Genomic DNA, 17,664 nt, shown 5'->3' with positions numbered 1-17,664 from the left:
CGGCGGTCCCGGAAGGTGCCGGGACAGACCACAGGGGGCGCATCGCTCGGCGATGCACCCCCTGGGACGTGGAAACCGTGGCCTCAGCCCTCGCTGACGCCCAGCTTCTCCAGGATGAGCTCCTTGACCCGGGCCGCGTCGGCCTGGCCGCGGGTGGCCTTCATGACCGCGCCGACGAGCGCGCCGACGGCCTGGAGCTTGCCGCCGCGGATCTTGTCGGCGATGCCCGGGTTCCCGGCGATGGCCTCGTCGACGGCGGCGGTCAGCGCACCCTCGTCCGAGACGACCTTCAGGCCCCGCTTCTCGACGACCTCGTCCGGAGTGCCCTCGCCGGCGAGAACGCCCTCGATGACCTGGCGGGCCAACTTGTCGTTCAGGTCGCCGGACCTGACCAGCTCGGTCACCCGGGCGACCTGCGCCGGGGTGATCGGGAGGTCCTCCAGAGCCTTGCCCGACTCGTTGGCGCTGCGCGCCAGCTCGCCCATCCACCACTTGCGGGCGGAGGCGGAGTCGGCACCGGCCTCGATCGTCGCGACGATCGGGTCGATGGCGCCGGCGTTGAGCATCGACTGCATGTCGTGGGCGTTGACGTCCCACTCCTCGCGCAGCCGGTTGCGGCGGGCCAGCGGCTGCTCGGGCAGCCCGGCGCGCAGCTCCTCCACCCAGTCACGGGACGGGGCGACGGGAACGAGGTCGGGCTCCGGGAAGTACCGGTAGTCCTCGGCTTCCTCCTTCACACGGCCCGAGGTCGTGGACCCGGTGTCCTCGTGGAAGTGGCGGGTCTCCTGGATGATCGTGCCGCCGGAGTTCAGCACCGCGGCGTGGCGCTGGATCTCGAAGCGGGCGGCACGCTCGACGGAACGCAGGGAGTTGACGTTCTTCGTCTCGGAGCGCGTGCCGAACTTCTCGCGGCCGTGCGGGCGCAGCGACAGGTTCACGTCGCAGCGCATCTGGCCCTGCTCCATGCGGGCCTCGGAGACACCGAGCGCCTTGATGAGCTCGCGCAGTTCGGCGACGTACGCCTTGGCGACCTCGGGGGCCCGCTCGCCCGCGCCCTCGATCGGCTTGGTGACGATCTCGATGAGGGGGATGCCCGCGCGGTTGTAGTCGAGCAGGGAGTGCGAGGCGCCGTGGATACGGCCGGTGGCCCCGCCGACGTGCAGCGACTTGCCGGTGTCCTCCTCCATGTGCGCGCGCTCGATCTGCACGCGGAAGACCTCGCCGTCCTCCAGCTGGACGTCCAGATAGCCGTTGAAGGCGATCGGCTCGTCGTACTGGGAGGTCTGGAAGTTCTTCGGCATGTCCGGATAGAAGTAGTTCTTCCGGGCGAAGCGGCACCACTCGGCGATGTCGCAGTGCAGCGCGAGGCCGATCTTGATGGCGGACTCGACGCCGATCGCGTTGACGGCCGGGAGGGCGCCGGGCATACCGAGGCAGGTCGGGCAGGTCTGCGAATTGGGCTCGGCCCCGAGCTCGGTCGAGCAGCCGCAGAACATCTTCGTCTTGGTGCCGAGTTCGACATGGACTTCGAGGCCCATGACGGGGTCGTACGAGGCGAGTGCGTCCTCGTACGACACCAGGTCGGTCGTGGTGGTCACGGTGAAAACTTCCCTCTCAGCCCAGCAGGACGTCGTCGTCGCCCAGGCGCTTGAGCTCCCGGTAGAGGATGGCGAGGCCGGTGACGATGGCGGCGGCGGACACGGCCGCGTCGATGAGTCGCAGCGTGTCGTTCTCGGAGCGGGCCTTCCTGACCTGCTTCGCGACACCGAGCGCACCGAACGCCGTACCGGCCATGGACAGGTACGTGCCGGACTTGGACTTCTTGAATCCCTTGGCCTTGGACATTGCCTTGCTCACAACGACGGAGCCTCCTCAAGCAGCGGGTGGCCCCACTTTTCCACGAAGGCGGCCTCGACTGCGGCTCCGACCTTGTAAAGGCGGTCGTCCTTCAGCGCCGGGGCGATGATCTGCAGACCGACCGGCAGATTGTCCTCCGGGGCGAGGCCGCAGGGCAGCGACATCGCGGAGTTGCCGGCCAGGTTGGTCGGAATGGTGCACAGGTCCGCGAGGTACATCGCCATCGGGTCGTCGGCGCGCTCGCCGATCGGGAAGGCGGTGGTGGGCGTGGTCGGGGAGACGATCACGTCGACCTGCTCGAACGCCTTCTCGAAGTCGCGGGTGATGAGCGTACGGACCTTCTGGGCGCTGCCGTAGTACGCGTCGTAGTAGCCGGAGCTGAGCGCGTACGTGCCGAGCATGATGCGGCGCTTCACCTCGGGGCCGAAGCCGGCCTCACGGGTGAGGGCGGTGACCTCCTCGGCGGAGTGCGTGCCGTCGTCGCCGACGCGCGCGCCGTAGCGCAGACCGTCGAAGCGCGCGAGGTTGCTCGAACACTCGGACGGGGCGATCAGGTAGTACGCGGAGAGCGCCAGGTCGAAGGACGGGCAGTCCAGCTCGACGATCTCGGCGCCCAGCTCCTTGAGCATGGTGACGGCCTCGTCGAAGCGCTGCACCACGCCGGCCTGGTAGCCCTCGCCGCGGAACTGCTTGACGACGCCGACGCGCATGCCGGCGACGCTGCCGTTGCGGGCCGCCTCGACGACCGGCGGGACCGGGGCGTCGATGGACGTCGAGTCCAGCGGGTCGTGTCCGGCGATGACCTCGTGGAGCAGGGCCGCGTCCAGGACCGTACGGGCGCAGGGCCCGCCCTGGTCGAGGGAGCTGGAGAAGGCGACCATGCCGTACCGCGACACGGCGCCGTACGTCGGCTTGACGCCGACCGTGCCGGTGACGGCGGCGGGCTGGCGGATGGAACCGCCGGTGTCGGTGCCGATCGCGAGCGGCGCCTGGTAGGAGGCGAGGGCCGCGGACGAGCCGCCGCCGGAGCCGCCGGGGATGCGGGTGAGGTCCCACGGGTTGCCGGTCGGACCGTACGCGCTGTTCTCGGTGGAGGACCCCATGGCGAACTCGTCCATGTTGGTCTTGCCGAGGATGACGACGTCGGCGGCCTTCAGCCGCTTGGTGAGCGTCGCGTCGTACGGCGGGATCCAGCCTTCGAGGATCTTGGAACCGACCGTGGTCGGGATGCCCTCGGTGGTGAAGATGTCCTTCAGCGCGAGCGGCACACCGGCGAGCGGGCCGAGCTTCTCGCCGGCCGCGCGCTTGGCGTCCACGGCGCGGGCCTGCGCGAGGGCTCCCTCACGGTCGACGTGCAGGAAGGCGTGCACCTTCTCGTCGACGGCCCCGATCCGGGCGAGGTGGGCCTCGGTGACCTCGACGGCCGTCAGCTCGCCCGCCGCGATCTTCTCGGCGATCTCGGCGGCGGTGAGCTTGATGATGTTGACGTTGGTGTCCGTCATGGTGATTAGTCCTCCCCCAGGATCTGCGGCACCTTGAAACGCTGCTGCTCCTGGGCCGGGGCGCCGGAGAGCGCCTGCTCGGGGGTGAGCGACGGACGGACCTCGTCCGCGCGCATGACGTTCGTCAGCGGCAGCGGATGAGAGGTCGGCGGTACGTCTTGGTCGGCGACCTCGCTGACGCGGGCGACCGCGCCGATGATGTCGTCGAGCTGGCCGGCGAAGTGGTCGAGCTCTTCGCCCTTCAGCTCCAGACGCGCCAGCCGTGCGAGGTGGGCGACCTCCTCGCGCGTGATGCCAGGCATGCAGCGATCCTCTGGGGTGAGTGTGTGTGGTTTGGCCCAATCCTATGGGTCCCACGCCCATGCCCGCGCCCGGGTTTGCCACCGGCCGCTCTCCGGCCTCCGGCCGGGGGCCTCCCACCCCCGCACCACCCGTCACCGTCCCCCGACGAATACGTCTCTCCCACGGGGTCTCGCACCGTCGGCGTCCGTCACCACGGGGGCAACGGCGCGACGGCCACGGGCGGTACGCGGGGAGACATCCGGCGACGGGCCGACGCCGGCGGAGGGAAAGCACCGCGGCAGGGCCCAGCTTGTCGGGAGGCGGTCACGAGCGGTGCGTGGGTGGGAGGGATCCGGCCGGGGGCCGGGCACCGTCCGGACAGGGGGTTACTCCGCCGCGGGCAGCGCGGCGCGAGGCCGCTGCCAGCCGCGGGACCCGCGGGCCAGCAGCCACGCCGTGGCCTCCTCCGGAGGCATCGCCGCCGCCACCAGCCACCCCTGCACCGCGTCACACCCCAGATCCCGCAACCGCTCCCACGTCTCGTCGTCCTCGACGCCCTCCGCGACGACGAGCAGCCCGAGCGAATGCGCGAGATCGACGGTGCAGCGCACGATCTCGGCGTCCTCGGTGTCCACGGCGAGCCGTGCGACGAACGAGCGGTCGATCTTCAGTTCGCTGACCGGGAGCCGGCGCAGATGGACCAGGGAGGAGTAGCCGGTACCGAAGTCGTCCAGCGACATCTTCACGCCGTGCCCGGTGAGAGCCGCCAAGGTGTCGGCGGCGCGCTGCGGATCCTCCAGGAGCACGTGCTCGGTGATCTCCAGCTGGAGCGATCCCGCGGGGACGCCGTGCCGGGCGAGGCGCGCGGCGACGGAGCCGGCGAAGCCGGGCGTGTGGACGTCGCGGGGCGACACGTTCACCGCGACGGGCACGAACAGCCCCTGGGCGCGCCAGCGGGCGACCTGCGCGAGGGCGGTCTCCAGGACGTACTCGGTGAGGTGGGGCATCAGCCCGGAGGACTCGGCGATGGCGATGAACTCGTCCGGCGGCACCTTGCCCCGCTCGGGGTGCACCCAGCGGACCAGGGCCTCCAGGCCGGCCACCTGTCCGTCGAAGCGGACCTTGGGCTGGTAGTGCAGTTCGACGTCGCCGGCGTCCAGCGCGCGGCGCAGGTCGCCCAGCAGGCCGAGCCGGTCGGGGGTGTTGGAGTCCCGCTTGGACTCGTAGACCTCGACGCCCGTGCGGTCGCACTTGGCCTGGTACATCGCGACGTCCGCCCGGCGCAGCAGCCCTTCGGCGTCGAGCGCGTGGTCGGGGAAGACGGCGAGCCCGGCGCTGGCCTCCAGGACGAGGGTGAGTCCGTCGAGGTCGAGCGGCGAGCCGAGGGCGGCGACGAGGTTGCGGGCGACGCGGGTGGCCGACGTGGTGGAGTCCGCGACCGGCAGTAATACGGCGAACTCGTCCCCGCCGAGTCGCGCGGCCTCCGCCCCGCGCGGCAGGGCGAGCCGCAGCCGGTCGGCTATCTGGAGGAGGAGCCGGTCACCGGCGAGGTGCCCCAACGTGTCGTTCACCGACCGGAACCGGTCCAGGTCGATCAGCATGAGGGCGGACCGTGCGCCGATGCGCTCGGCGTCGTCCAGGGCCGTCCAGGTGCGCTCCAGCAGCCACTGGCGGTTGGGCAGTCCGGTGAGCGGGTCGCGGAGCTGTTCCTCGGCCCGCGCGCGGGCTATCCACAGGGTGGAGTCGAGGGCGATCAGCGGGATCGAGAAGAGGGGCAGCAGCATCGGCTGGGACATCGCGACGACGCACACGAGCGGCGCGATGCCGAGCAGTGCGACGGCGACGAGTCCCTGTCTCACCAGGGCTGTGCGGGCGACGGTGGGCAGCCCGCCGCCGCGGGGGGCCTGCAGGAACCAGAGGACGCCCCGGGTGACGGCGAGGTAGGTCCCGGCGACCAGCACCACCTGCGGGGCCGCGTACAACGTCCAGGTCGTGGCGTCCCAGGGCGTCTCGACGCTCGGGAACCGCCCGAACGAGGTGAGGACGAGGGCTCCGGCGCCGATGCCGAGGATGTCGACGGCGCCGTGCAGCACGCCCTGGCGCCAGCGGTTGCGGCGGGCCGTGCCGACCAGGACGACGACGGTCAGGCTGACCATCCCGGCGGGGACCCAGCCGTAGAGCAGCAGGACCGCGAGGGTGAGGGCGGCGCCGGAGCCGGTGCCGCCCCACCAGCGGGCGCGGCCGAGGGCGACGAGGTGGCCGACGATGATGCCGGTCAGCAGGGCGAGGGCCCAGCCGACGGTGCCGCACGGGAAGAGCGCGTGGTGGTCGGTGAACGCCCGGTAGAGACCGGCGCCCAGGACGAGGCCGGCCGCGGCGACGACCGCCGCGGGCAGCGCGGGCCAGGACGCCTGACGTTCGGGGTCGTGGCCGGGCAGACCGGTGCCCCGTCCGGCGGTGAGCGGGCCGGCGCCGGAATGGGCGGGAGCGCCGAGTGGTGCGGCGCCGAGGCCGCTGGGCGCGGGACGCTGCGCGGACCGTCCGGTCCGGAGTCCCGCCAGCCACGCGCCGGTCATCCGGCTCAGTCGCAGCCGGGAGTCCGGGGCGGTGCTCTCGGTCGGTTCCATTCCCGTCCCTCTCACAGCCGGCGGTGCCCACGCCACGCGGTCCGTCGCCGGCGACAACTGCCAACGGAGCCACGTCGGAAAACCCTTCCCCCGGCTCCCGTGGAGCAGGGGGTGCGCCGGCCGCAGCTGGGCACGGCAGGCGCACACGTCAACAGTAGGCCGCAGAAGGCTTCCACGGGCAGCGGTCGTCTACGGTTGCCCGAATGCGACCCGGCCACCCGTATGCATCTGATATGCGCCGAACGGGTGGCCTTCAACCGCTACTGCTCGATCGGAAGTGCGACGTCCGCCGCCGCTTCGGGTCCTTGTTCGAGCAGGACCGCGAAGCCGTCCTCGTTCAGAACCGGAACCTTCAGCTGCATTGCCTTGTCGTACTTCGAACCAGGATTGTCACCCACTACAACGAATGACGTCTTCTTCGAAACAGAACCGGTCACTTTCGCTCCACGGCTCTGGAGTTGCTCCTTGGCGCCGTCCCGCGTGTGGTGCTCCAGCGTGCCCGTGACGACGACGGTGAGGCCTTCGAGCGGTCGCGGTCCCCGGTCCTCGCCCGCACCCTCGTCCTCCATCCGGACCCCGGCGGCCCGCCACTTGCGGATGATCTCGCGGTGCCAGTCCTCGGCGAACCACTCCTTGAGCGAGGCGGCGATGATCGGCCCCACCCCCTCGGTGGTGGCGAGCTCCTCCTCGGTCGCCTGCTCGATCCGGTCGACGGAACGGAACTCGCGGGCCAGCGCCTCGGCCGCGACGGGTCCGACGTGACGGATCGACAGGCCCGTGAGGACGCGCGCGAGCGGGCGTTCCTTGGCGGCGGCGATGGTGTCGAGCATGGCAAGCGCGTTCTTCCGGGGCTCGCCCTGCTGGTTGGCGAAGATCGTGGCGATCTTCTCCTCGCCGGTCTTCGGATCGCGCTTGGGCAGTCCGCTGTCCTGGTCGAGGACGTACGCCTTGATGGGCAGCAGCCGATCGATGGTGAGGTCGAAGAGGTCGCCCTCGTCGGTGAGCGGAGGCTCGGCCGGCTCCAGGGGTTTGGTGAGGGCGGCCGCGGCGACGTACCCGAAGTGGTCGATGTCCAGCGCCTTGCGGCCCGCGAGGTAGAACAGCCGCTCACGCAACTGGGCCGGGCAGGTCCGCGCGTTCGGGCAGCGCAGGTCGACGTCGGCCTCCTTCATGGGGCGCAGCGGCGTCCCGCACTCGGGGCACTCGGCCGGCATCACGAACTCCCGCTCGCTGCCGTCCCGCAGGTCGGCGACCGGGCCGAGGATCTCCGGGATGACGTCACCGGCCTTGCGCAGCACCACCGTGTCCCCGATGAGGACGCCCTTGGCCTTCACCACGTCCTGGTTGTGCAGGGTGGCGAACTCGACCTCGGAGCCCGCGACCGTGACCGGCTCGACCTGCGCGTACGGAGTGACGCGGCCCGTGCGGCCCACGCCCACGCGGATGTTGACGAGCTTGGTGTTGACCTCCTCCGGCGCGTACTTCCAGGCGATCGCCCAGCGCGGTGCCCGCGAGGTGGAGCCGAGCCGCCCCTGGAGGGGGATCTCGTCGAGCTTGACGACCACCCCGTCGATCTCGTGCTCCACCGAGTGGCGGTTCTCCCCGTAGTACGCGATGAACTCCCGTACGCCGTCGAGGTCGTCGACCACCTTGGCGTACCGCGTGGTGGGCAGGCCCCACGAGTGCAGCAGGGCGTAGGCCTCGGAGAGGCGGCCGAGGCCGTCGAAGCCCTCCAGGGCGCCGATGCCGTGGACGACCATGTGCAGCGGGCGGGACGCGGTGACGCGCGGGTCCTTCTGGCGCAGTGAACCGGCCGCCGCGTTGCGCGGGTTGGCGAAGGGCTTGTCGCCGGCCTCCACCAGGCGGGCGTTGAGCTCCTCGAACTTCTCCATCGGGAAGTACACCTCGCCGCGGATCTCCACGAGGTCCGGGACGCGGTCGCCGTTCAGGCGGTCCGGGATCTCCGCGATCGTGCGGACGTTGGGCGTGATGTCCTCGCCCGTCCGGCCGTCGCCGCGGGTCGCCGCGCGCGTGAGACGGCCGCGCTCGTACGTCAGGTTGACCGCGAGGCCGTCGACCTTCAGCTCGCACAGGAAGTGGTGGTCGGAGGTGCCCACGTCCTTGGCGACGCGCTCCGCCCAGGCGGCCAGCTCCAGATCGGAGAAGGCGTTGTCCAGCGACAGCATGCGCTGTCGGTGCTGGACCGAGGTGAACTCCGTGGCGTACGCGCCCGCGACCTTCTGGGTCGGCGAGTCGGGGGTGCGCAGCTCGGGGTGTTCCTCCTCCAGTGCCTCCAGGGAGCGCAGCAGCTTGTCGAACTCGGCGTCGCTGACGACGGGCGCGTCGTTCACGTAGTACCGGAAGCGGTGCTCCTCGATCTGCTCAGCGAGCTGCGCGTGCTTCTCCCGTGCCTCGGCGGGTACCGATGTGGGCTCTGCGTGCTTTTCGCCGGCCACCGTTGTGTCCTCCCGTTACTCAGGGTTGTCCGCGAGGGATCTCGCCGCCCGGACGCAGTGGGCGAGCGCCTTGCGCGCGTAGTCGGGGGAAGCCCCCGCGAGCCCGCACGACGGAGTGAGCGTGACGGCCTCCGCGAGCAGCCCCGGCCGCAGCCCCAGCCTGCGCCACAGCGTCCTGACACCCATGACGCTACCGGCAGGGTCCGACAACGGGCCGTCCACGCCGGGGACGACACCGGCGAACAGGCGCGTGCCGCTCTCGGCGGCTTCACCGATCGCGTCGTCGTCACGCTCGGTGAGCAGCGAGAAGTCGAAGGAGATCGCCGTCGCACCCGCCCGGCGGAGCAGGGCGAAGGGGACGTCCGGGGCGCAGGAGTGGACCACGACGGGTCCGTCCGCGTGGGCGCCGAGGACGTCGCGGAGGGTTCCCTCGACGAGCTGGCGGTCCACGGCGCGGTGGGTGCGGTAGCCGCTGGCGGTGCGCACCTGCCCGCGCAGCACGGAGATGAGGGAGGGTTCGTCGAGCTGGAGGACGACCTGGGCGCCGGGGATCCGGGCGCGTACGTCGGCGAGGTGGACGCGCAGTCCTTCCGCGAGCGAGCCCGCCAGGTCGCGACAGGCGCCCGGATCGGAGAGCACCGACTCGCCGTTCCTCAGTTCCAGGCCGGCGGCCAGCGTCCAGGGTCCGACCGCCTGCACCTTCAGGGGGCCCTCGTAGTCCTGGGTGAACTCCTCCAGGGCGTCGAGGTCCTCCCCCAGCCAGGACCGGGCCCGCCTGGTGTCCCGGCCGGGCCGGTCGCCGATCCGCCAGCCGCTGGGCTCCACGCGCGCGTACAGCTCGACGAGCATCCCGGCGGTCCGGCCGATCATGTCCGCGCCCGGCCCGCGCGCGGGGAGTTCGGCGAGGTGGGGGAAGTCCTCCACGGAACCGGTGACGGTCTTCGCGGCCTCCCGGGCGTCGCCGCCCGGCATGGACCCGATCCCGGTGGCCGCACCGAAGCTGAACACACTGTTTTCGCTCACCCCGGAAGCGTACGGAATGCCGCGGGGAGGTCAGCGCCCCGGGCGTACCGTCAGGTCGTTGACCTCGGCGTCGCGCGGCAGGTCGAGCGCCATCACGATGGTGGTGGCGACCGACTCGGGGTCGATCCAGCGTGCGGCGTCGTAGTCCTTGCCCTCCTGCTGGTGGACCTTCGCCTGCATGGGACTGGCGGTGCGGCCGGGGTAGACGGAGGTCACCCGCACACCGGCGGCGTGCTCCTCGTGGCGCAGCGAGTCCGCGAGGGCCTTCAGGCCGTGCTTGGAGGCGGCGTAGGCGGCCCAGTCGGCGTGGGCGCTCAAGCCCGCGCCGGAGTTCACGAACAGCACGTGCCCCTGGGCGACGCGGAGCTGTGGCAGGAAGAGGCGGGTCAGCTCGGCGGGGGCGATCAGGTTGACGTTGAGCTGGTGGCGCCAGGACTTCGGGGTGAGGTCGCCGACCGGGCCGAGGTCGACGACGCCGGCGATGTGCAGCAGGGAGTCGACACTTTCGGGGAGTGTCTGGTGGGAGAACGCCCAGGAGAGCTTGTCGGGGTCCGCCAGGTCGCCGACCAGGGTCTTCGCCCCCGGGAACGCGGCGGCGAGTTCCTTGGCGCGGCCCGCGTCGCGCGCGTGGAGCACGAGGTCGTCCCCGCGCGCGTGCAGGCGGCGGGCGACGGCCGCGCCGATGCCGGAGCCTGCCCCGGTGATCACATGTGTAGCCATGGACGCCATGCTCGCATCACCGGCCGCCGGTCCCCCACCGGGTCCTGACGCGTGACAAGGGCCGGCACGTCAGCGTGTGCCGGCACCTCGGCCGCGGCACGCGCCTCACTGGGTGCCGAGGCTCTCCTCCAGGTAGGCCACGGCCCCCACGGGCTCCTCCGCGAAGAAGACCAGGTCGGTCAGCGGGCGGGGCAGGAAGCCCTCGGCGTCCATGCGGCGGAACTGCTCCTTGAGGCCGTCGTAGAACCCGGCCGTGTTCAGCAGGACCACCGGCTTCTCGGTCTTCCCGTGCTTCTTCAGCTCCAGGATCTCCGTGGCCTCGTCGAGGGTCCCGGTGCCGCCGACCATGACGACCACGGCGTCCGCCTTCGCCAGCAGCAGCGCCTTGCGCTCGGCCAGGTCGCCGGCGATGACCATCTCGTCGGCGCCGGGGCGGGCCTTGGCGGCCAGGAAGTCCACGGAGACGCCGACGAGCCGTCCGCCCGCCTCCTGGACGCCGTCGGCGACGACCTTCATCAGCCCGACGTCGGAGCCGCCCCACACCAGGGTGTGGCCGCCCTTGCCGAGGAGTTCGGCGAACTCCCGCGCGGGGCGTGTGTAGCGGTCGTCGAGGTCGGCCGCCGAGAGGAAGACGCAGATGTTCATGTCCTCACCGTACGCGGGAACGAATCGGGGCCCGCGAGCGCTTTCCCGGTATGGCTGAAGGACACACGATCACCATCGAGCAGGGCACCCAGCACGTCCGCGTCGTGCACGGCGACCAGGTCCTGGCGGAGAGCGACCGCCCCCTGGTGCTGCGCGAGACCGGCTGTCCGGTGCGCTATTACCTCCCGCCCGAGGACGTCCGTCTCGACCTGCTGACGCCCTCCGACACCCACACGTACTGCCCCTTCAAGGGCACCGCGTCGTACTGGTCGCGCCCGGACGGGGCGGACCTCGTGTGGGGCTACCCCGACCCCAAGCCCGACGTCGCCGGGATCAAGGACCACTTCTGCTTCTACGAGCAGGACGTGTCCTGACGTCCACGCCCGCGCGGGCGTGGCGACGCGATGAGTTCCGGGCCACCCGGCAGTCTTCCCAGGCATGGACAACAAGACCATCTCGCGCGACGGGACCCCGATCGCGTACGAACGTTTCGGTGAAGGCCCGGCGGTCGTCCTGGTCGGCGGGGCCATGTGCACGGGCGCCACACTGGCGCCCCTCGCCGCGGCCCTGTCGGACCGTTTCGGGGCCGTCACCTACGACCGGCGGGGTCGCGGCGGAAGCGGCGACACCGCGCCCTTCGCGGTCGCCCGTGAGGTCGAGGACATCGCGGCGCTGATCGAGGCATCCGGAGGCAGCGCGGCGCTCTACGGCATCTCGTCGGGCGGCGCGCTGGCCCTCAGGGCGGTGGCGAGCGGGCTGCCCGTGCGCGAAGTCGCGGTCTACGAGACGCCCTTCGCCGTCGGCGACCAGGGCGGCAAGGAGCGTGCCGAGTACACCGAGCGGTTGACTGAACTGCTCGGGCAGGACCGGCGTGGGGACGCCGTCGAGCTGTTCCTGTCCCGGGTCGGCACGCCGCCGGCGACGATCGCCGGAATCCGTCTGTCCCACGCGTGGGCCGGCATGGAGGCCATCGCCATGACCCTGGCGTACGACAACGCCGCGCTGGGCGACGGCGCGGTGCCGCGTGAACAACTGGCCGCCGTGCCCGTGCCGCTGCTGTCGGTCGCGGGCGACGCCAGCCCCGGGTGGATGCGCGAGGCGGCCCGTGTCGTCGCGGACGCGGCGCCCGACGGCTCGTACCGCACGCTGGAGGGACAGACCCACATGGTCGATCCTCTGGTGCTCGCCCCGGTGCTGGCGGAGTTCTTCGACGCGAACGGCTGACCGCCCCGGACGGCTGCCTCGCCCGGCCGGGTGTCGCGGCACACGGCCACGCGAGGCGGCCGTCGGGTCAGACGCCCGCCGTCGCGCGCGTGGTCGTCGCGATCGTCGCCGAGCCCACCACGCGCGTGCCGTCGTACAGGACGATCGCCTGGCCGGGGGCGACCCCGCGGACCGGCTCGGTGAAGGTGACGTGGAGGGAGCCGTCGACCAGCTCGGCGGCCACCTCCGTCTCACCGCCGTGGGCGCGCAGCTGGGCCGTGTAGGTGCCGGGGCCGGTGGGGGCGGCACCGCACCAGCGGGGCTTGAGGGCGGTCAGCGCGGACACGTCCAGGGACGCGGCCGGGCCCACCGTCACCGTGTTGTCCACCGGCGAGATGTCCAGGACGTAGCGCGGCTTGCCGTCCGGGGCGGGGGTGCCGATGCGCAGCCCCTTGCGCTGGCCGATCGTGAAGCCGAACGCACCCTCGTGGGATCCGACGACCGCTCCGGCCTCGTCCACGATGTCGCCCTCCGCCTTGCCCAGGCGGTTCGCCAGGAAGCCCTGGGTGTCGCCGTCGGCGATGAAGCAGATGTCGTGCGAGTCCGGCTTCTTGGCGACGGCGAGGCCCCGGCGCTCGGCCTCGGCGCGGATCTCGTCCTTGGTGGTGACGGTGTCGCCGAGCGGGAACACGGCGTGGGCGAGCTGGCGGTCGTCGAGGACACCGAGGACGTACGACTGGTCCTTGGCCATGTCGGAGGCGCGGTGCAGCTCGCGCGTGCCGTCCTCGCGGACGATCACCTGCGCGTAGTGGCCGGTGCAGACCGCGTCGAAGCCGAGTGCGAGCGCCTTGTCGAGCAGGGCGGCGAACTTGATCTTCTCGTTGCAGCGCAGGCAGGGGTTCGGGGTGCGGCCCGCCTCGTACTCGGCGACGAAGTCCTCGACCACGTCCTCGCGGAAACGCTCGGCGAGGTCCCAGACGTAGAAGGGGATGCCGATGACGTCGGCCGCGCGGCGGGCGTCGCGCGAGTCCTCGATGGTGCAGCAACCGCGCGCGCCGGTCCGGAACGATTGGGGGTTCGCCGACAGGGCGAGGTGCACGCCCGTCACGTCGTGCCCGGCCTCGGCGGCGCGGGCGGCGGCTACGGCGGAGTCCACGCCGCCCGACATGGCGGCGAGGACGCGGAGGGGGCGCTGCGAGGTGTCAGTCATAACCCCTCCAGAGTACGGGGCGGCGGGAACCGGATCCCGCGAGTATCCGTTGAAGATCGCATGGGGGAGAAAAAGGGGAAGCCGAAGGGCCGTGGTGCCAAGGCGACGGCCAAGGACGCGGACGCTGCGGTCGGGCGCCGTGTGCTGCTCGTCGGCGGTGTGGCGGCCGCCGTGGGCACGGCCGCGATCGCTCGGGACGTGCTGACGCACCTGTGGTGGCGGCTTCCCGGCGTGGAGAAGCAGAGGGTCGCGGGAGCGGTGGACTCCCGGGGAGCGCAGTGGGTGGCGGCGTCGACGGCGAACTGGCGGCGGGCGGACCGGCCCGACGACTACTCGATAGACCGGGTGGTCATCCATGTCACCCAGGGCAGTTTCGCGAGCGCGGTCCGGGTCTTCCAGGACCCGGGACACGGAGCGGCGGCGCACTACATCGTCCGCAAGGACGGTCACGTCACACAGATGATCCGCGAGCTGGACGTGGCGTTCCACGCGGGCAACCGCGCGTACAACGAGCGCAGTGTCGGCATCGAGCACGAGGGCTTCGTGGACCGCGCCTCGTCGTTCACGGACGCGATGTACGAGGCGTCGGCGCGCCTGACGGCCGGGATATGCGGACGGTACGACATTCCCGTGGACCGGAAGCACATCATCGGTCACGTGGAGGTGCCGGGCACCGACCACACCGACCCCGGGCGGTACTGGGACTGGGACCGGTATCTGCGCCTGGTGCGGCGGGCACGGACGGCGGCGGCGTGAGCGCGGCCTGAAGGCCGGTCACACCGGAGGCCGGTCACACCCGAGAGGCCGGTCCCACCCGAGGGCCCGGCCTCGACCGGGACGCGTGCCGCGTCGGTCAGGTGAGGCCCGCGCTCCGCGCTCGTTCCACGGCGGGGGCGATCGCCCGGGCCACCGCGTCGACGTCGGCCTCCGTGGAGGTGTGGCCGAGCGAGAAGCGGAGGGTGCCGCGCGCGAGGTCCGGATCGGTGCCGATGGCGAGGAGGACGTGGCTGGGCTGGGCCACGCCCGCCGTGCAGGCCGAGCCGGTGGAGCACTCGATGCCCTGAGCGTCGAGCAGCAGCAGGAGCGAGTCGCCCTCGCAGCCCGGGAAGGTGAAGTGGGCGTTGGCGGGCAGCCGGCCGCCGGGGGCCGGGTCGCCGCCGAGGATCGCGTCGGGCACGGCCTTGCGGACGGCGTCGACGAGGTCGTCGCGCAGGGCGCCGATCTCGCGGGCGAACCACTCGCGCTGCTCGGCGGCCAGCCGTCCGGCGACCGCGAAGGAGGCGATGGCGGGTACGTCGAGGGTGCCGGAGCGCACGTGCCGCTCCTGGCCGCCGCCGTGCAGCACCGGCACGGGGGTGTACTCGCGGCCCAGCAGCAGCGCGCCGATCCCGTACGGGCCGCCGATCTTGTGGCCGGAGACCGTCATGGCGGCGAGGCCGGAGGCGGCGAAGTCGACGGGGACCTGGCCGAAGGCCTGGACGGCGTCGGCGTGCAGCGGGATGCCGAACTCGGCGGCGACGTCGGCCAGTTCACGGACCGGCATGAGGGTGCCGATCTCATTGTTGGCCCACATGACCGTGGCGAGGGCGACGTCGTCGGGGTTGCGGGCGATCGCCTCGCGCAGGGCGTCGGGGTGGACCCGGCCGTAGGCGTCGACGGGGAGGTACTCGACCGTGGCGCCCTCGTGCTCGCCGAGCCAGTGGACCGCGTCGAGGACGGCGTGGTGCTCGACAGGGCTCGACAGGACGCGGGTGCGGGCGGGGTCGGCGTCGCGGCGGGACCAGTAGAGGCCCTTCACCGCGAGGTTGTCGGCCTCGGTGCCGCCGGAGGTGAGGACCACCTCGCTGGGACGGGCGCCGAGGGCGTCCGCCAGGGTCTCGCGGGACTCCTCGACCGTCCTCCGGGCGCGGCGGCCGGCGGCGTGGAGGGAGGAGGCGTTGCCCGTGACGCTCAGCTGGGCGGTCAGTGCCTCTACCGCCTCGGGGAGCATGGGGGTGGTCGCGGCGTGGTCGAGGTAAGCCATGGTGGGCCCGATTCTACGGGCCCGCCGTTCCCCCGCCGCTGCCCCCACCGGCATGACGGTCGTCGCGGGCCGCGCGCGGACCGGCGGAGGCGTCCTCCCCGCACCGGAACGGGCGCTGAACCGGACTCCGGCCACCGGGCGCCGTTCACCGGCCCGGCGTCAGAAGCTCCAGGACACCGTGCTGTCGAAGTGCATGAAGGCGACCAGGACGACCAGGTCGGCGATGCCCAGGCCGAGGCCGAGGAACGCGCGGCCGCGGCGGGCGGTCCCGCGCCACAGGGCGACGGAGGCGAGAACGATGGCGATGGGGCCGAGGAAGACGTTGAGGACCAGGAGACCGACCAGACCGAGGATGAACGCGGCCACGGCCATGCCGTCCGCGTCCCGGACGCGGCGCGCGAGGGCGGTGCGCGCGATCGCCTCGGAGCGGGTGGGCTCAGTGGAGCGGGCGGCGTCCTCGGTTCGCAGGGTCCGCCCGCCCGGGGCAGCGTCCGTGCCGCGGGCCGTCTCCGCGCCGCGAGCGGTGTCGGCGGTGCTGGTGGTATCGGCGGTGCTGGTGGTGCCGGCAGATCGGGTGGTGCCGGCGGTGTGAGTGGTGAGTGCCATGACGTACGTCAGCTCCCAACGGTCAGTTGGTGAAGGAAGGGGACCACGGGCCGGTCGGCGAGGGTGCGGTGGCCGGTTGTCAGCCGGCGGAGGTGTGCCGGCGGCGGGCGCCGCGCTCACGCAGCGCGAAGATGACCAGCCAGATGCCGATGACGGCCGCGGCGACCAGGGTGACGGGCAGCGGCGCGTGCGCCACGGTGCCCATGACGACGCCGAGCAGAAGGAGTGCGGCGACGAGGAACAGCATGGGATGCCTCTCGAAGAAGTCTCGTGGTCCGGTCCCGGACCACCCGTGCCTCGACGGTGAGGCCCGATTGTTTCCGGGACTTGACGACTCAGTGAACGGTTGTAGTAACACTTGTTCACTGACTCTTGAGTCTAGCGCGTCCGGCGGCTTTAAAAATCCAGAGAACAGTTGTTAACTGCATGGCATGAGTCACACTCTCGGCATCCGGCAGGCGCAGAAGCAGAAGACCCGACAGGCGCTCCTGGACGCCGCGTTGCTGCTTCTGGAGGACCAGAGCCTGAGCAGCCTGGGTCTGCGGGAGGTCACGCGGGCCGTGGGAGTCGCTCCGACCGCCTTCTACCGGCACTTCCGCTCGACGGCGGATCTCGGCGTGGCCCTCGTCGAGGAGGCGCTCGGCAGCCTGCACCCGATGATCGAGGACACGGTGTCCGCGGCCGGCGACAGCGACGAACGCATCGCCCGGGCCGTGGAACTGATCGCCCATCATGTCGAGGCGCACCCCGCGCACGTCCGCTTCATCGCGCGCGAGCGGCACGGCGGGGTGCAGTCGGTGCGGGACGCGATCCGCGAGCAACTGGCCCGGTTCGCCGAGGAGGTGCGGGACGCGCTCGCCGCACACCCCGAGTCGCGGGGGTGGAGCGACGACGATCTGCTCATGCTGGCGGGTCTCTATGTCGACCACATGCTGATGGCGGCCTCGGCGTTCCTGGAGGCGCTGGACGCCCCCGAGGCGGAGCGCGAGCGCGTGGCCCGGGTGACGAGCCGCCAGATGCGCCTGATCAGCATCGGCCGCCGCCACTGGCTCGGCTGATCCCCCCTGCCCGACGGACGGGACCGCAGGACCCGGGCCGGGCACGAGCCAAGCCCCGCCCCGAGCCCCGGGCACGGCCCGACTGACCAGCCGCCCACCGTCCGGCACCGACCGGGAGACCTGCGTCGACCCGACCGGCGCGACGACACGAACCCGGCCGACCGCACGATACGCCCGAAGCGGGCCAACTGAGCCCAGCCACATGCCTGGTGGCACCCGCGACCACGAACCCGCCCCGAACCCGAGCCCCCGACAGCGGGTACCGGCCGGGAAACCGGCACCCCCCGCGAGACCCGCGTCAGCCCGACCCACGGCCCTGCACGAACCCGACCGACCGCACGACCCCACCAGGCCCAGGCCAACTGAGCCCAGCCACATGCCTGGTGGCACCCGCGACCACGAACCCGCCCCGAACCCGAGCCCCCGACAGCGGGTACCGGCCGGGAAACCGG

Annotated in this window: 17 protein-coding genes; 4 read left to right on the top strand and 13 right to left on the bottom strand. The window is 72.1% G+C overall.

Annotation, left to right across the window (positions count from 1 at the left end; all coding sequences use genetic code 11):
- Nucleotides 1-83 precede the first annotated feature (83 nt).
- From gatB to ACIRQH_RS30820, 9 genes are all read right to left on the bottom strand, one after another.
- A complete protein-coding gene (gene gatB / locus ACIRQH_RS30860; protein WP_358819015.1) occupies nt 84-1,598 on the bottom strand; it encodes an Asp-tRNA(Asn)/Glu-tRNA(Gln) amidotransferase subunit GatB in 1,515 nt (504 codons plus the stop codon).
- 16 nt (nt 1,599-1,614) lie between these two features.
- Nucleotides 1,615-1,845 carry a hypothetical protein gene (locus tag ACIRQH_RS30855; RefSeq protein ID WP_355868187.1) on the bottom strand — a complete coding sequence of 77 codons (231 nt, stop codon included), beginning with the start codon at nt 1,843-1,845 and terminating at the stop codon, nt 1,615-1,617.
- Between the two features lie 8 nt (nt 1,846-1,853).
- Nucleotides 1,854-3,359, bottom strand: a complete 1,506-nt coding sequence (gene gatA / locus ACIRQH_RS30850; protein ID WP_358819014.1) for an Asp-tRNA(Asn)/Glu-tRNA(Gln) amidotransferase subunit GatA — start codon at nt 3,357-3,359, stop codon at nt 1,854-1,856.
- Between the two features lie 5 nt (nt 3,360-3,364).
- Nucleotides 3,365-3,661, bottom strand: a complete 297-nt coding sequence (gene gatC / locus ACIRQH_RS30845) for an Asp-tRNA(Asn)/Glu-tRNA(Gln) amidotransferase subunit GatC (RefSeq protein ID WP_015036350.1) — start codon at nt 3,659-3,661, stop codon at nt 3,365-3,367.
- A gap of 366 nt (nt 3,662-4,027) precedes the next feature.
- On the bottom strand, nt 4,028-6,268 hold the full coding sequence (locus tag ACIRQH_RS30840; RefSeq protein WP_404227964.1) for a putative bifunctional diguanylate cyclase/phosphodiesterase: 2,241 nt from the start codon (nt 6,266-6,268) through the stop codon (nt 4,028-4,030).
- 260 nt (nt 6,269-6,528) lie between these two features.
- Nucleotides 6,529-8,724, bottom strand: coding sequence for an NAD-dependent DNA ligase LigA (ligA, locus tag ACIRQH_RS30835; RefSeq protein WP_388869970.1), 2,196 nt, complete (start codon nt 8,722-8,724; stop codon nt 6,529-6,531).
- Between the two features lie 15 nt (nt 8,725-8,739).
- Nucleotides 8,740-9,747 carry a methionine synthase gene (locus ACIRQH_RS30830; RefSeq protein ID WP_404227962.1) on the bottom strand — a complete coding sequence of 336 codons (1,008 nt, stop codon included), beginning with the start codon at nt 9,745-9,747 and terminating at the stop codon, nt 8,740-8,742.
- Between the two features lie 30 nt (nt 9,748-9,777).
- On the bottom strand, nt 9,778-10,476 hold the full coding sequence (locus tag ACIRQH_RS30825; RefSeq protein WP_358819010.1) for an SDR family oxidoreductase: 699 nt from the start codon (nt 10,474-10,476) through the stop codon (nt 9,778-9,780).
- A 96-nt stretch (nt 10,477-10,572) separates the two neighbouring features.
- On the bottom strand, nt 10,573-11,112 hold the full coding sequence (locus ACIRQH_RS30820) for a TIGR00730 family Rossman fold protein (RefSeq protein ID WP_358819009.1): 540 nt from the start codon (nt 11,110-11,112) through the stop codon (nt 10,573-10,575).
- Nucleotides 11,113-11,162: 50 nt separating this feature from the next.
- Between ACIRQH_RS30820 and ACIRQH_RS30815 the strand changes: the two genes are divergently transcribed.
- Complete coding sequence (locus ACIRQH_RS30815) at nt 11,163-11,486, top strand: DUF427 domain-containing protein (protein WP_358819008.1); 324 nt, start codon at nt 11,163-11,165, stop codon at nt 11,484-11,486.
- A gap of 64 nt (nt 11,487-11,550) precedes the next feature.
- Nucleotides 11,551-12,336 carry an alpha/beta hydrolase gene (locus ACIRQH_RS30810; protein ID WP_358819007.1) on the top strand — a complete coding sequence of 262 codons (786 nt, stop codon included), beginning with the start codon at nt 11,551-11,553 and terminating at the stop codon, nt 12,334-12,336.
- 67 nt (nt 12,337-12,403) lie between these two features.
- On the opposite strand, the gene mnmA is transcribed toward ACIRQH_RS30810, so the two are convergent.
- On the bottom strand, nt 12,404-13,525 hold the full coding sequence (gene mnmA / locus ACIRQH_RS30805; protein ID WP_358819006.1) for a tRNA 2-thiouridine(34) synthase MnmA: 1,122 nt from the start codon (nt 13,523-13,525) through the stop codon (nt 12,404-12,406).
- Nucleotides 13,526-13,585: 60 nt separating this feature from the next.
- On the opposite strand from mnmA, the gene ACIRQH_RS30800 reads away from it, so the two are divergent.
- The gene (locus ACIRQH_RS30800; RefSeq protein ID WP_388869979.1) at nt 13,586-14,281 is read left to right on the top strand and encodes an N-acetylmuramoyl-L-alanine amidase; all 696 of its coding nucleotides are present in this window, start codon (nt 13,586-13,588) and stop codon (nt 14,279-14,281) included.
- Nucleotides 14,282-14,378: 97 nt separating this feature from the next.
- On the opposite strand, the gene ACIRQH_RS30795 is transcribed toward ACIRQH_RS30800, so the two are convergent.
- The 3 genes from ACIRQH_RS30795 to ACIRQH_RS30785 all read right to left on the bottom strand — a co-directional run bounded on the left by ACIRQH_RS30795 (nt 14,379) and on the right by ACIRQH_RS30785 (nt 16,401).
- A complete protein-coding gene (locus tag ACIRQH_RS30795; RefSeq protein WP_388869982.1) occupies nt 14,379-15,548 on the bottom strand; it encodes a cysteine desulfurase family protein in 1,170 nt (389 codons plus the stop codon).
- 159 nt (nt 15,549-15,707) lie between these two features.
- Entirely contained in the window at nt 15,708-15,920 is a 213-nt protein-coding gene (locus tag ACIRQH_RS30790) for a DUF4190 domain-containing protein (RefSeq protein ID WP_358819042.1), read from the bottom strand.
- 313 nt (nt 15,921-16,233) lie between these two features.
- Nucleotides 16,234-16,401 carry a hypothetical protein gene (locus ACIRQH_RS30785; RefSeq protein WP_358819003.1) on the bottom strand — a complete coding sequence of 56 codons (168 nt, stop codon included), beginning with the start codon at nt 16,399-16,401 and terminating at the stop codon, nt 16,234-16,236.
- A gap of 184 nt (nt 16,402-16,585) precedes the next feature.
- On the opposite strand from ACIRQH_RS30785, the gene ACIRQH_RS30780 reads away from it, so the two are divergent.
- The gene (locus ACIRQH_RS30780) at nt 16,586-17,212 is read left to right on the top strand and encodes a TetR family transcriptional regulator (protein WP_358819002.1); all 627 of its coding nucleotides are present in this window, start codon (nt 16,586-16,588) and stop codon (nt 17,210-17,212) included.
- Nucleotides 17,213-17,664: the final 452 nt, after the last annotated feature.

This window comes from Streptomyces sp. NPDC102279, from assembly GCF_044766365.1.
GTDB lineage: Bacteria > Actinomycetota > Actinomycetes > Streptomycetales > Streptomycetaceae > Streptomyces.
Note: the sequence above shows the minus strand (reverse complement) of the source record. Positions and strands in the feature narration are given on the sequence as shown.